Source organism: Arcicella aurantiaca (assembly GCF_003148625.1).
Lineage (GTDB): Bacteria > Bacteroidota > Bacteroidia > Cytophagales > Spirosomataceae > Arcicella > Arcicella aurantiaca.
The window spans coordinates 176,325-190,538 of record NZ_QGGO01000009.1 but is presented as its reverse complement, the minus strand read 5'-3'; the positions used below and the strand labels follow the sequence as shown (position 1 = coordinate 190,538).

Annotated in this window: 9 protein-coding genes; 3 read left to right on the top strand and 6 right to left on the bottom strand. The window is 34.4% G+C overall.

The window, feature by feature from the left end:
* The coding region (locus LV89_RS10700) for a hypothetical protein (RefSeq protein ID WP_211321191.1) at positions 1-271 on the bottom strand (271 nt) is incomplete at its 3' end.
* Positions 272-351: 80 nt separating this feature from the next.
* Between LV89_RS10700 and dacB the strand changes: the two genes are divergently transcribed.
* Positions 352-1,842, top strand: a complete 1,491-nt coding sequence (dacB, locus tag LV89_RS10695; protein ID WP_109742882.1) for a D-alanyl-D-alanine carboxypeptidase/D-alanyl-D-alanine endopeptidase — start codon at positions 352-354, stop codon at positions 1,840-1,842.
* A gap of 306 nt (positions 1,843-2,148) precedes the next feature.
* Here dacB and lepA read toward each other — a convergent pair whose 3' ends face one another.
* Positions 2,149-3,936: a translation elongation factor 4 gene (lepA, locus tag LV89_RS10690; RefSeq protein WP_109742881.1), complete on the bottom strand. Its 1,788-nt coding sequence runs from the start codon at positions 3,934-3,936 to the stop codon at positions 2,149-2,151.
* Positions 3,937-4,305: 369 nt separating this feature from the next.
* Here lepA and LV89_RS10685 point away from each other — a divergent pair, with 369 nt between their 5' ends.
* Positions 4,306-4,908, top strand: coding sequence for a Crp/Fnr family transcriptional regulator (locus LV89_RS10685; protein ID WP_109742880.1), 603 nt, complete (start codon positions 4,306-4,308; stop codon positions 4,906-4,908).
* A 59-nt stretch (positions 4,909-4,967) separates the two neighbouring features.
* Here the strand turns inward: LV89_RS10685 and LV89_RS10680 are convergent, their stop codons facing one another.
* The 4 genes from LV89_RS10680 to LV89_RS10665 form a co-directional block, all read right to left on the bottom strand.
* Positions 4,968-6,206: a DUF819 family protein gene (locus LV89_RS10680; protein ID WP_109742891.1), complete on the bottom strand. Its 1,239-nt coding sequence runs from the start codon at positions 6,204-6,206 to the stop codon at positions 4,968-4,970.
* Positions 6,207-6,452: 246 nt separating this feature from the next.
* A complete protein-coding gene (locus LV89_RS10675) occupies positions 6,453-7,880 on the bottom strand; it encodes an MBL fold metallo-hydrolase RNA specificity domain-containing protein (protein WP_109742879.1) in 1,428 nt (475 codons plus the stop codon).
* Between the two features lie 179 nt (positions 7,881-8,059).
* Positions 8,060-8,722, bottom strand: coding sequence for a CAP domain-containing protein (locus tag LV89_RS10670; RefSeq protein WP_109742878.1), 663 nt, complete (start codon positions 8,720-8,722; stop codon positions 8,060-8,062).
* A gap of 260 nt (positions 8,723-8,982) precedes the next feature.
* Positions 8,983-10,032 (bottom strand): DUF6807 domain-containing protein, encoded by a 1,050-nt coding sequence (locus LV89_RS10665; RefSeq protein WP_109742890.1) that lies wholly within the window; start codon positions 10,030-10,032, stop codon positions 8,983-8,985.
* A gap of 969 nt (positions 10,033-11,001) precedes the next feature.
* Here LV89_RS10665 and LV89_RS10660 point away from each other — a divergent pair.
* Positions 11,002-14,199, top strand: coding sequence for a SusC/RagA family TonB-linked outer membrane protein (locus tag LV89_RS10660; protein WP_109742877.1), 3,198 nt, complete (start codon positions 11,002-11,004; stop codon positions 14,197-14,199).
* The last annotated feature ends 15 nt before the right edge of the window (positions 14,200-14,214 follow it).

Below are 14,214 nucleotides of genomic sequence, written 5' to 3'. Positions count from 1 at the left end.
TCAATTTACCTTTGGGTAAAAACATTACTAAAAGGATAGCAACTTGTTGATAGTCAAATTCAAAATCTTTAAAAAATGCTTGTATTCTTCTTTCATTTGACTCCACTTTTGAGTCAGTTGTAAAATGTAATCCAACTTCTTTGAATTGGACATTTCTACTTTTTATGATACCGAGAGTGAACTCTGAAATAAACGTTTGTCTGGCTAAATTCTTGGCTAATGGGATTTCTGAAAATAAATTTTTAATTTTGCTACTGATGATATTTTTCATTAAAGGGCTGGTTTTGTTGCTTGAGAACTACAAATTTCAGCCTTTTTTTATTAATTCTAATTTTTCATCGGGTAGAGTATATGAAATTATTACTTCTTAGCATTATTAAAATAGTATTGTTGCAGACTCAACCCCAAAAGGTTGATTCGATTAAAGTGCTTACGCCAAAAGATATTATTCAGAGACGCATTGATTCTTTGGTAACCTCTCCTTTTTTAGAAAATGGATTTATTGGAGTGAGCATAAAATCTGTCAATTCTGATAAAAATATTGTTGAATATAATGCTAAGAAGAGTTTAACACCTGCTTCAACGCTCAAATTGGTTTCATCTGCAACGGCTCTGATGGCTTTAGGAAGTGAGTTTCGTTATACCACAACGCTCGAATACAGTGGTGAAATAAAAGACTCCGTTTTAACTGGAAATATCATCATTAAAGGTTCAGGCGACCCCTCTTTAGGAAGTTGGCGATTTAAAAATCAGTCTGATTATAAGCAATTAACTGAAAACTGGGCAAAGAAAATTAAGACTTTAGGCATTAAGGAAATTAAAGGAAGAATATTTGGAGATAGCAGTTTTTTTGATGAAAATGTAACTTCCGACGGCTGGATTTGGGGCGATATGGGCAATTATTTCGGTGCAGCCGCTTATGGACTGAATATGAATGAAAATTTATATTGGGCGACCTTTAACCCTGCAAAATTAATGGAAAGTGCCGCTTTGGTTAAAACAGCTCCAGATTTACCATATTACAAAAAAATCAATCGAGTGCTTACTGATAAAGCAGGTACAGGAGACCAAGTAAATATTTATTCAACGCCTTATCAAGACGTTTTAGTGATGGAAGGTTTTGTTCCTTCGGGAGATAATTTCTCTGTAAAAGGCTCAATTCCAGACCCTGCGTTGTTTTCTGCTTATTTTTTACATAAGAAATTAGAAGAATTAAATATCAAAATTTCAGAAAGCCCCATTTCTTTATTGGAGGCAAATAAGAAAAATATATCATTTCAGAAGCCAACACAAACCTCCGTGATTGATTCTTTACAATCACCTCCACTAAAAGAATTAGTGAAAGAATGTAATCTACATAGTATCAATCTTTATGCAGAATCTTTTCTGAAAACACCTTCTGTCATTTTCAATTTGGGTAGTTCAACCGATGCAGCAGTAAAAGCTGTGAAACAAATTTGGCAAACCAAAGGCGTAAAATTGGAAGGTCTAAAAATCAAAGATGGTAGCGGACTTGCTCCTGCCAATGGAATAACGCCCAACAATATGACGGATATTTTGAAAGCCATGTTTTTAGAAAAATCGTATGATGATTTTTATGAATCATTGCCCGTTTTAGGCGTTTCTGGAACAGTTGCAAATTTAGGTAAAAAGTCAAAAGCCGCTGGAAATGTTCATGCTAAAAGTGGCTCAATTGATGGCGTAAGAGCATATTCTGGCTATTTCACTGCCCAAAATGGCGAAATGATGTGTTTTTCAATCATGATAAATAAATACAATTCAGAGTTTGGGTCAGCTACAAAGGAATTGGAAAAATTAATGATTATGATGGTGGAATTGTAGTTTATTTGTCTGAACTAAGATGGGTCTGATTTAAGGATTTTAAGATGAGTTCTATACAAAAATCCAAAAATCTTTTAATCCAAAAAATCTTAGTACAGAAAAGTAAATATTCATCTGAACTAAGATGGGTTGGATTTAAGGATTTCAAGATGAGTTCTATACAAAAATTCAAAAATCTTTTAATCCAAAAATCTAAGTGTAAAACAAAAAATGGTCTGTAAGTATTCACTCACAGACCGTTTTTTATGATAAAGAATTAAGTTAAGGCTTACTAAAACCTAATCCCAGAAACCTAAAACCTACAAATTAATCCAATTTCAATACTGCCATAAACGCCTCTTGCGGAATTTCTACGTTTCCTACCTGACGCATACGTTTTTTACCTTTCTTCTGTTTGTCCAATAACTTACGTTTACGAGAAATATCACCACCGTAACATTTCGCTAATACGTCTTTACGAAGGGCTTTTACCGTTTCACGAGCAATGATTTTTTGACCAATTGCCGCTTGAATCGCAATTTCAAATTGTTGTCTTGGTAATAATTCACGAAGTTTTTCACAAAGACGTTTTCCCCATTCGTAAGCCTTATCACGGTGAACAATGGCAGAAAGAGCATCAACTTTCTCTCCATTCAACATGATGTCTAATTTCACCATGTCGCCTTGTTCATAACCTTTATATTCGTAGTCGAGTGAAGCATAACCACGAGAAATTGTCTTTAATTTATCGAAGAAATCAAATACAACCTCTGAAAGTGGTAAGTCAAATTGCAATTCAACACGGTCTGAAGTTAAGTAAATTTGGTTTTTCAAATCTCCTCTTTTATCCAAACACAATTTCATAATTGCTCCTACATAATCCGACTTTGAGATAATCTGAGCCTTAATTATTGGTTCTTCAACATAGTCAATTAAGTTTGGCTCTGGCAATTCAGAAGGTGCTGAAACCCAAATTTCTTCACCGTTTGTCATTTTTACATTAAATTTCACCGACGGAACCGTTGTAATAACCGTCATGTCAAATTCACGTTCTAAACGCTCCTGTACGATTTCCATGTGCAACATTCCTAAGAATCCACAACGGAAACCAAAACCTAATGCCATTGATGTTTCGGGTTCCCAAACCAACGACGCATCGTTTAGTTGAAGTTTCCCCATTGCATCACGAAGGTCTTCAAACTCAGTCGTTTCTACTGGATAAATACCCGCAAAAACCATTGGTTTTACTTCTTCAAAACCCTCAATAAAGTCTTTACAAGGACGGTCACGGTGCGTAATGGTATCACCAACTTTTACTTCTTTGGCTTCTTTAATTCCAGAAATCAAATACCCTACATCACCTGCCTTTATAACATCTTTCGGCTCTTTTTCAAAACGTAAAGTACCAATTTCATCAGCAGAATATTCTTTTCCTGTTGCTACAAATTTTACTTTATCGCCTTTACGAATTTCACCATTGAAAACTCTAAACATTACCTCAATTCCACGATATGAATTAAATTCAGAGTCAAAAATCAAGGCTTGTAATGGTGCTTCGAGGTCGCCTTTTGGTGCAGGGATTCTTTCAATTACTGCTTGAAGAATGTCAGAAATACCAATGCCTTCTTTACCAGAAGCATGAATTACGTCTGAACGTTCGCAACCTAATAAATCAACAATTTGGTCGGTAACTTCCTCTGGCATTGCCCCAGGAAGGTCAATTTTATTTAAGACTGGAATAATTTCCAAGTCATGACCAAGTGCTAAGAATAAATTCGAGATAGTTTGTGCTTCAATTCCTTGAGCAGCATCTACAATTAATAAAGCCCCTTCACAAGCTGCAATAGAACGTGATACTTCATAAGAAAAGTCAACGTGACCTGGCGTGTCAATCAAGTTAAACACATAGTGTTCACCCTCATAGACATAGTTCATTTGAATAGCGTGCGACTTAATGGTGATTCCTCTCTCCCGCTCCAAATCCATATCATCAAGCAACTGGGCTTGCATATTACGTTTTAAGACAGTCTCAGTAAACTCAATTAATCTATCAGCCAAGGTACTTTTACCGTGGTCAATATGGGCAATAATACAAAAATTACGTATGTTCTTCACGTTATTTATTTAATGGTATAAATGTTCTGCAAGAATCTAAACATTTTTAGATGTTTTTATTCTTAATTATATCCTAATACAAAAATACGTTCTTAACTTTGAAAAATATAATCAAAAGACTTTTAAAAGTCATTTTAATTAAAGAACCTGCTTAAACTTATTCCTTTTGAAGTAAATCGTTTCACTTTACGCCTGTGAATATAAAATTTGCTCAATGTAGCTCTGCTATATCTGCTCTACAGTGGGTCAAAATTTCACATTCACAGACAAAAAGTTAATTCAATTCTCACTCAAAACGAAAAGTTTAAAGAGGTTCAAATTCTTACACTTAAAATTTTCCGCTAACTCTTAAAAATTTCCGCTAACCACATGAATTTACCACCAGACCTATGTCTTGTTCGTGAAAAAATAATGTTCTTTGGAGTCTATCCAAGCGAAAGTGAAATTGAATTTTTACGACCATACCTCATTAGTAAGACCTATAAAAAAGGTGAAATTATCCTAAAAGCAGGTGATATTTGTACAGAAGCTTACTTTATAAAGAAAGGCTTAATGAGGTCTTTTCAGATGATGCCAAATGGTAATCAAAAAACATATATCATTTCTCGTGAATTGAATATTTTTACAGAACATGTAAGCTTTATGTCTCAAACTCCCTCAACTGATTTTATTGAGGCTATCGAAGAAACCGAAGTGGTTGCTTTTAATTATGAAGACTTGATGAGTCTATATACCAAATATCATGTTTGGGAAACAATAGGCAGAAAAATTAGTGATATTAACTTCATCATCTCACAAAAACGATTGCGTTCGATGATGAATGATGATGCCGCAACCCGATACAAAAAGTTTCAGCATTCTTACCAAAATATTCTCCATCGAATACCTCAACATATTGTAGCATCATATTTAGGAATTACTCCACAGTCTTTAAGTAGGCTAAAAAGAGAACTTGATGGTTGTAGTGAATAAACATATCACAATAAGAATCTTTCTCTTGAATAATTTAATTCAAGAGAAAGATTCTGTTATTATAAATTCAGCACAACCCATTGCATCATTAAGCCTGTTAAATAGCCTAAGTAAGTGCCGAGTGCATAGCCTAAAATAGCCAGTAATACGCCAACCGATGCCAAAGAAGGATGAAAAGCAGCTGCCACTACTGAGGCAGATGCAGCACCACCTACATTGGCTTGTGAACCCACAGCAGTAAAAAAATATGGAGCTTTGGTAAAATATGCCGCCAAAAGGGTAAAAAGTGCATGAAAAAACATCCAAATGATACCCACTAAAAATAACTGAGGCTTTTCTAAAGCGGCTAAAATATCCATTTTCATTCCAATTGTGGTAATTAGAATAAATAGAAAAATACTTCCAAATTTTGAAGCACCCACTTTTTCAATCTCTCGTAAGGGTGTTTTTGATAATAATATTCCGAAAAGCGTCACTAATGATATTACCCAAAATGAGGTGGATGTTAAACTAAATTTCTTGAGGTTGGGATAATTATTCTCGATAAAAGGAACTATTAAATCAGCACATACATAAGCAATTGTGGTAGTCCCGAATCCAACAAAAAGTATTTTCAATAGGTCATTTACATTTGGATTTCGCTGATTATCAGAAAATTCTTTTTCTATTTTCTCTCGAATTTCCTCCACTCCACTATTATCAGCCCCAAACCATTTATCTAATTTATAGGCATTTCCAACACCATAAAGTAATAAAGCCAACCAAAGTTCTGCCGTGAGTACATCAACTGCAATGGCTTGAGAAAAGACTTCCGCAGAGGGATTAAACACTTCTTTTAAAGCTGTCTGATTGGCACTTCCACCAATCCAACTTCCCGCAATAGTTGCCAAACCACGCCATGTTTCTCCAGATACGGTTTCGGGACTAATCATTTTTACAATCCAAATTGATGCAGGTCCACCAACTATGACTCCTACCGAACCCGCTAAAAATACAATAATTGCTTTTGCTCCTAACCTTTTAAGTGCCTGAAAATCAATACTAATTGTAAAATACACTAAACAAGCGGGTAACAAGTATTTGGAAGCGACATCATAAAGTTTTGAATTTTCTCCCGAAATAATATTGAAAGAATTTAACAATCCCGGTACAAAATAACAAATAAGAATACTTGGCAGAAATAAATAAAAGCGTTGCCAAAAACGACTTTGAAGTGATGATGTATAAAAGGTAAAATAAATGATAGCGAGCAATATTCCGAAAACGACGGCATCGTTTGTAATAAGAGTGGTTTGCATGATGATAAATTTGAGGTAATAAAAAAAGGCAAGAAATTCTTGCCCAATAATTTTACGTAACAATAAAGGGTTTGTCACAAGACAAACGATAGACCACTGATTATACTGATTTAACAGATTTTCGCTGATTTTTCTTGATTTTACCATAGAAATCGTCCCAGTGTAAATCTGTAAAATCTGCTCAATCTGTGGTCTAAATTTGTCTGCGACAAATAGTTGATAGTTCCGTAATTTACGGATAAACCCTTATAACTCAAAGATTTGCCCTGCTTCTGGAATTTCTATGCCACTATAACCATCTTTTTCTAAAACTTCTTTAAAGGCTTCCATACTGTCCACTTCACCGTGAATTAAGAATACTTTTTTCAGTTTTTCTTTCGATTGTTTTTTGACAAAATTTATCAAATCATTTTGGTCGCCATGTCCTGAAAATACATCTATTTTTTCAACATTTGCCAAAACAGTATGTTCTACGTCTTTGATTCTCAGGGTTTTCTGTCCATTCATCAAACGCCAACCTAAAGTTCCTTCAGAAGCATAACCTACTAAAAGAATGGTACAATAAGCGTTATTGATATTGGCAGCAATGTGTTGTTCAACACGTCCACCCGAAATCATACCTGAAGCGGAAATTATAATACAAGGTTCACCGTAATTAGAAATAGCTTTACTCGACTTCTCAGACTGAATATATTGAAGATTCTCAAAGTCAAAAAGTGTATCATTTTCACTCTGAAAATCCTGTGCTTCTTTATTTAATTGTTTAAGATTTTTCTGATAAACTTTCGTTGAAGCATACGCCAATGGGCTATCACTGAATACTTTAATAGGTTGAAAACCACGTTCACTGTAAAGTTTATTCAAGGTATAAAGTAAGGCTTGAGTACGTCCAACCGAAAAAGCAGGAATAATCAAACGCCCTGGCATATCAATACAAGTACGTTTAATTACATCGCCTAAAGCATCTTCTGGTGAAATTTTGTCTTCGTGTAATCTTGCTCCATAAGTTGTTTCGCAAAGTAAATAATCAACCTCTGGAATTTCGTCAGAAGGGTCAATATGTAGTGGATAATTTTTACGTCCAATATCTCCCGAAAAACAAATCTTTTTCGTTTTGTCTCCTTCTTTTACTTCTAAAATAATATGAGCTGCCCCTAATAAATGCCCTGCTGGTATAAACGTCACCCAAGCCGTATCAGAAACTCTAAAACGATGATTAAATTGGATTGTAACAAAATTAGACATTGAGTCTTCAACGTCTTTTTGCAAATATAAATCACCCTTTACGAGCAATCTATCCATTTTTTTCTTCTTTTTCTTACTATCTCCTTCTGCTTGTTTGATTTTTTTCAGATGTAAATTCGCAGCATCTTGAAGTAAAAGTCCCGCCAATTCTGCCGTTGGAGATGTACAAAGAACTTGTCCTTCGTAGCCTTCACGGTACAACATGGGTATATTTCCAGAATGGTCAATGTGTGCGTGTGTAAGAAGAACCAAATTTACTTGTGAAGCCTCAAATGGAAAAAAAGCCTTGTTTGTTACGGGTTGTGAATAATCAATATCACGCTCCATATTTGTTCCACAATCAATCAGAATTTTATATTCATCGTCTAACTCAAGTAAATACATACTACCTGTCACCTGCCTCGTAGCTCCCCAAAAAGTTAATTTCATTCTATATTTAGTTATTCGTTTGTCAATTTAGCTTATGTTTGAAAACACTTGGATTATTATTCCAAAATGATGGGTTTTACAAAGATACCTAAAATTAATTGTTGGTAATATTTTCTTGGATAGGTGTTCGTGTTTTTTATTTATTACAAACATAATACCACGAAGTAAAAAAAGGAGATTTACCCGCCAAAATCTTGTGTTAAACGTGCGAAAGGACTTCTTTGAGATTTATAGGGATTCTTAGAAACTCTACCCGAACAAGCCATAAATTTCAATTTTGGGTCTAAAATATTAGCTCTATGGTGTGGCGAATTCATCCATCCATTCACTACCGACCTTGCAAAATCTGCATAAGTCATCATGGGTAAAGCCTTTTTGGTTTTGCAATCATAATAAAAGAAATCTCCTCCACTTTTAGGGGGTGTAAAACAATACATATTGCCTGCCGCCATCAAAATATCATGCTGAGCAATGTTTTCTGCTAATTGTCTATATGCTTTGGTCTTTTTGAAAATTCTGTCTGGCAAGCTTTTATTGGCTACGTCAAATGGATTATCATGATTGTAAAAATCCTGCTCTATCATGGCAACAGAATGACCAATAGCCGCCTGATGAATAATTGAAGCATAGCCAAAAATCGGCAAGTTAAATGCTATTCGTTGTTCATTGGTTGCATGAAAAAGAGCAGCATCTAAAAGTCCAAAATCAGGGTTTCTAACATCAATAGGCTGATTTATTTGTGGCAAACTCAAAAACTTCTGAGCCGACATTTTATAAAAAACAGAGTCTCGTTGAGCAAAAATGGCATTTGAGAGCAGTAGGATAAAAAAAAGATACTTCATACGGTTAATTTTCAGATTAAACGCATAAAGTACCTTTTTAGTTTATTTTTGTTAATTGGTTATTGGTTATTGGTTATTGGTTATTGGTGAATTGGTTATTGGTGAATTGGTAGATTGGTTATTGGTAAATTGATTTTATTCCAAATCAACCAATAACCAATCTACCAGTAACCAATCAACTAATAACCAATCTACCAATAACCAATCTACCAGTAACCAATCAACTAATAACCAGTAACCAATCAACCAGTAACCAACAACTACTTACTTGCTGCAAATTCTGCTGCTAATTTGTTCAATTTTTCATCAGAAGCAGTACCAGAAGTAATAACAGTTCTGTATCTAAAAGTGACAGATTGATTTGGGGCAAGTTTGTAATTCAATTCTTTTTTCTCTTTGCTAAATATTTTTTCTCCTAAAGGATTAGCAGCAAATAAACCATATCCACGAGCGTGCCAAAAAGTTGGATAATTAACATTTGATGGATGGTCGATGATGGCAACAGAAATATCTTCATTTTTGATTTTACCTGTCAAATTCACCCATTTTCCACGTGTACTCCAAACGTCTTCGCCGTTGATTCCTTCACTGCTATGATATTTCCCTGTGATTCCTGTATTGTCTAATTTATCAACTTTAGTTTCAATACCGTTTGCATCCACAAAAATATCTGGTTTATCAGATGGATGTTCCAATTCACGAGCTAATCTAATGGCAAAGACACCATCTTTAACATCTTTAAAAAGCACTTCATCATTTTGAGCCGTCAAAGTTGTGATTCTATCAATAATTCTTTGATTTCCATTCGCATAGAATACATACTTCGTTTTCTCTTTCAACAAAGTTTTGCCTTTTCCATCAGTATCAATCCAGTCAGCCGTTACTTCCAAATCAGCTTTGCCAACGCCACTGCTTGACTTTGTAATGCCTGTGTGTTTGATTGTTCCATACTTTGAACGGTCTTTAATAGCCGTTGAATTATTCCAGAAGTCAAAACCGTTTACAGATTCATAATTTAACCACATTCCAACATGGTGAGGGTGGTCAACTCTTTCTCCTGCACGAGTAGCAAATGGATAACCACGAGTTATGGTTGTTCCTTGAGAGGTTACAATTGGAAAAAGGACTGGCTTTTTCAGTATCGAATCACTTGGAAAAAAATAGGACGTAAAAGGTTTGTTATCAACCATTACTTCTACTTTATTTTCTTTAGATTTTGTAATTAACTGTATGCGATTTTTTGATTTTTGAGCTAAACTTTCAGAACCAAAAAATGCAAGTGAAATTGCAAGGCAAATATATTTTTTCATACTTAAAATTATGTTTTTTAAAAAAGCTATTTCATCTCTAAAACTACTCATAAAAATCTTACAACTTTAAGCAAGAGTTTCAATGAAAATATACATCATAAGTATCCTTTTTTATAAGGTAATTATTTTTTATAAAACAATTTAGTACAATAAAAAATATATTTAAGACTATTTTATGGAAACTCTAAAGATTTTTGAGCCTTAATATTCATCGAAGTTTAAAACCATAATTTTATCCATCATTTTCAGAATATTAACTATTTTTATTCAAGTATTTTTTTAAAAAACTTTGCACTCCAATATTTGCTTTATTACATAATAAATAAAAAAATTACTATTAGTTATATTTTCACATCAAAAGTATATTAATAAAGTACGATTCAGTATTAAAAAAACAACTCTATTATTATTATTCTCTAAAAAACAAATGCTATCCAGCATCTACTTAACTATGTTTTGATGAATTCAACATCCATAATCAATCATAAAATCTTATATTAATATAAACTTTGTTAGCCAAATTATGTCTTCAAAACTACTCAGTTGATAGTTGACAATGTCCTCATTAAAAAACTACATTCATTATTTTGCTTTGTATCATCTGTACAATTATTTTATTGATTTCTTGAAACTTCTGATAGTGCTAAAATATTTACTAAACAGAACGACCTATTCTTGTTTATAGATAAAAAAATATTAAATTTATCATATACAAAAATTGGAAGAAAAACCAATTAACCTTATTAGTGCAGAATTATCAATAAGTAAAAACAAAAGCGACTTTGCTTTCAATTAAGAACTACTGAAAACTAAAAATAAATAGTGTTTGGTCCTTCTGCAAGCGTAATTTCTTCACAATTGCAGTCAAAATCGTAGAAAAATCAATCTGTTCGCTCTGTCCATGACCAGTTAAATCTGGTATCAAAAGTTTCAAAAATCATACAAATTTATCCAAGTCATAATTAAACTATGAAAACAATTCTAACTCAAAGAATTCCAATTTTCAGAACAAAACTCTTACTCATGCTGATAGTAGCATTGGCAAGTTTTTCAAATGCCATTGCACAAAGTGTAACGGGAAAAGTTACTGATGAAAACGGGGAAGGTTTACCGGGTGTAAACATTTTAGTAAAAGGAACTACCTCTGGAGCAATTTCTGATGCAAAAGGTGCATTTTCATTAAATGCAGCAAAGAACGCTACATTGGTGTTAACTTATGTAGGTTTTGTTACCAAAGAAGTTCCTCTCAATGGGAAAACATCTCTTACAATTAGCTTAACTCAAGACAATAAAAGTCTGGAAGAAGTAGTCGTTGTAGGTTATGGTACTCAGAAAAAAGCGACAGTGACGGGTGCGGTCGTAGCTGTTCAAGGCGAAAGAATCTTACGTTCACCAAACGTTGAAATTAGTAACTCATTGGCAGGTCGCCTTCCGGGATTAGTAGTAATCCAGACAAGTGGTGAACCGGGAAATGATGGTGCTAAAATCTCTATTAGAGGTACAAACACACTTGGAAACAGTAGTCCATTAGTTGTGATTGATGGTGTACCTGATAGAGATGGCGGTATTGGTCGTTTAAATGGAAATGACATTGAGTCTATTTCTGTTTTGAAAGATGCTTCTGCTGCAATTTATGGTGCAAGAGCAGCCAATGGAGCAATCTTAGTTACAACAAAACAAGGTAAAGCAGGCAAACCAACCATTACTTACAATTTTAACAGTGGATGGTCACAACCTGCACGTGTACCTCAAATGGCAAGTTCATCTGAGTATGCACAAATCATGAACGAATTGCCAATTTATAAGACAATTCCAGACGGAGAATGGGGGGCAGCTTGGAAAGCAATTCAAAGCACAGGAACTTATACTTCTCCATCGGCAGGAACTACAATCAATGCCAATTATAGTCCAGAAGCCGTAAAAGGTTTTGCCGCAGGAACTGACAAATGGAAATATCCAAATACTGATTGGTTTGGTGATGCTTTCAAAACTTGGTCTCCACAATCTTCGCATAACTTATCTATCTCAGGCGGTAACGAAAGTATCAGATATTTCTCTTCAATTGGGTATGTCAATCAAGACGCATATTACAAAAACTCTGCTACAAGTTATCAACAGTTCAACTTCAGAACAAACGTTGAAGCAAGTATCAGTAAGTACATTGTTGCTAATCTTGGTATCATGACCAGACGTGAGCAACGCCGTTATCCAACTGAAAATGCAGGTTCAATTTTCAGAATGTTGATGCGTGGTCGTCCGACAGAGCCAGAAGTATGGCCAAATGGTCTGCCAGGCCCAGATATTGAGAATGGTCAAAACCCTTATGTAATTACTACAAATGCAACAGGTTATATTGATAATCCAGTTGACTATTTACAAACTAATGGTTCGGTTTCTATTACAAACCCTTGGATTGAAGGCTTGAAAGTTACGTTATCAGCAGCGGTTGATAAAAACAGTGGAACGAACAAAATCTGGCAAACACCTTGGAAACTTTATAGCTGGGACAAAGTCTCTTATGAAGCTGATGGTGTAACACCAAAATTAGTAGGAGCAATTCGTTCAAACTTCACTGACCCAAGATTAACACAAGGTTATAGCTCATTATTGAATACAAACTTAACAGCACAGATAAGTTATGACAAACAAATTAATAAGCTACACAACATTGGTGTAATGATGGGGGTTACGAAAGAAAACTTCTCTGGCGAAGGATTCTTTGCTTATAGAAGAAATTATATTTCACCAGCCATTGACCAATTATTTGCAGGAGGTTCATTACAACAAAATACAGGTGGTAGTGCATACAACAGAGCAAGATTAGGGTATTATGGTCGTGTACAATACAACTATGGCGAAAAATATTTAGCAGAATTTATTGCACGTTATGACGGTTCATATATATTCCCAGAAGCAAGTAGATTCGGTTTCTTCCCAGGAGTTTTATTAGGATGGAACGTATCTAAAGAAGATTTCTTCAAAGTTCCTGCGATTGACCATTTAAAAATCCGTGCTTCTTACGGACAAATGGGTAACGACCAAGTATTCTATAACGGACAACTTCAAGAATATGCTTATTTATCAACTTATGGCTTTGGAAACTATCCAATCAACAGCCAAGTGGTAACTACTTTGGGAGAAACAGTTTTGGCTAACCCTAACTTTACTTGGGAAAGAGCAAACAACTACAACCTTGGTATCGACATGAGCTTATTGAATAACAAGATTGATGTTATTTTAGAGTATTTCTATAACAGAAGAGACCAAATTTTGATTCAGAAAAATGGTTCAACGCCTGCTTCATCGGGTATCAACTCATTGTTACCTCCAGTAAATGCTGGTATTGTAGATAATAAAGGTTTTGAATTCAATATCGGTTACAACGGAAAAGCGTCGAAAGACCTTACTTTCAGAGCAGGAGTAAATGGTGGATATGCTAAGAACAAAGTGATTTTCATGGATGAAATTCCGGGAGCTCCAAGCTATCAATTACAAGAAGGCAAACCAATAGATTCTTATTTAGTGTATCGTTCAGCAGGAATTTTCAAAGACAAAGCTGATATTGAAGCAAATAAACTTGATTATAGCGGTGTAACTTCAAAATTAATTCCGGGAGATATGAAATTTGAAGACATTAACGGTGATGGTAAAATCAACGGTGATGATAGAGAAAGATTAGACCAAAACTCAACACCAACTTTCAACTTCGGAGCAAATTTAGATGTGAAATATAAAGGTTTTGAATTGAACATTTTATTCCAAGGAGCAACTGGTGCTGCAATTCGTGTTCAAACAGAATCAGGAGATATTGGTAACTTCTTGAAATATTCTTATGATAACCGTTGGTCAATCGACAACCCAAGTAGCGTACACCCACGCTTAGCAAGTAGAGGAGATACTTACTTCACAGGTGGTAACTACGGTAACAACACTTATTACCTTTTCAGTAAAGATTATATTCGTTTGAAAAACTTACAATTAGCTTATACTGTTCCAAAACATATTACAGATAAATATAAAGTTGGTTCACTTAGACTCTATGTAAACGGTTCAAATCTACTTACGTTTGATAAAACTAAAGTATTTGACCCAGAGTCAACAGTACAAAGCGGTGTGTATTATCCACAGTCACGTGTAATTAATACAGGTTTAAGTTTAAGTTTTTAATTCATTAATAAAAGA

Bases quoted from the DNA above. Each gene is read 5' to 3' on its own strand.
- dacB (WP_109742882.1), top strand. From the start codon at position 352: ATGAAATTATTACTTCTTAGCATTATTAAAATAGTATTGTTGCAGACT.
- LV89_RS10685 (WP_109742880.1), top strand. From the start codon at position 4,306: ATGAATTTACCACCAGACCTATGTCTTGTTCGTGAAAAAATAATGTTC.
- LV89_RS10680 (WP_109742891.1), bottom strand. From the start codon at position 6,206: ATGCAAACCACTCTTATTACAAACGATGCCGTCGTTTTCGGAATATTG.
- LV89_RS10675 (WP_109742879.1), bottom strand. From the start codon at position 7,880: ATGAAATTAACTTTTTGGGGAGCTACGAGGCAGGTGACAGGTAGTATG.
- LV89_RS10670 (WP_109742878.1), bottom strand. From the start codon at position 8,722: ATGAAGTATCTTTTTTTTATCCTACTGCTCTCAAATGCCATTTTTGCT.
- LV89_RS10665 (WP_109742890.1), bottom strand. From the start codon at position 10,032: ATGAAAAAATATATTTGCCTTGCAATTTCACTTGCATTTTTTGGTTCT.
- LV89_RS10660 (WP_109742877.1), top strand. From the start codon at position 11,002: ATGAAAACAATTCTAACTCAAAGAATTCCAATTTTCAGAACAAAACTC.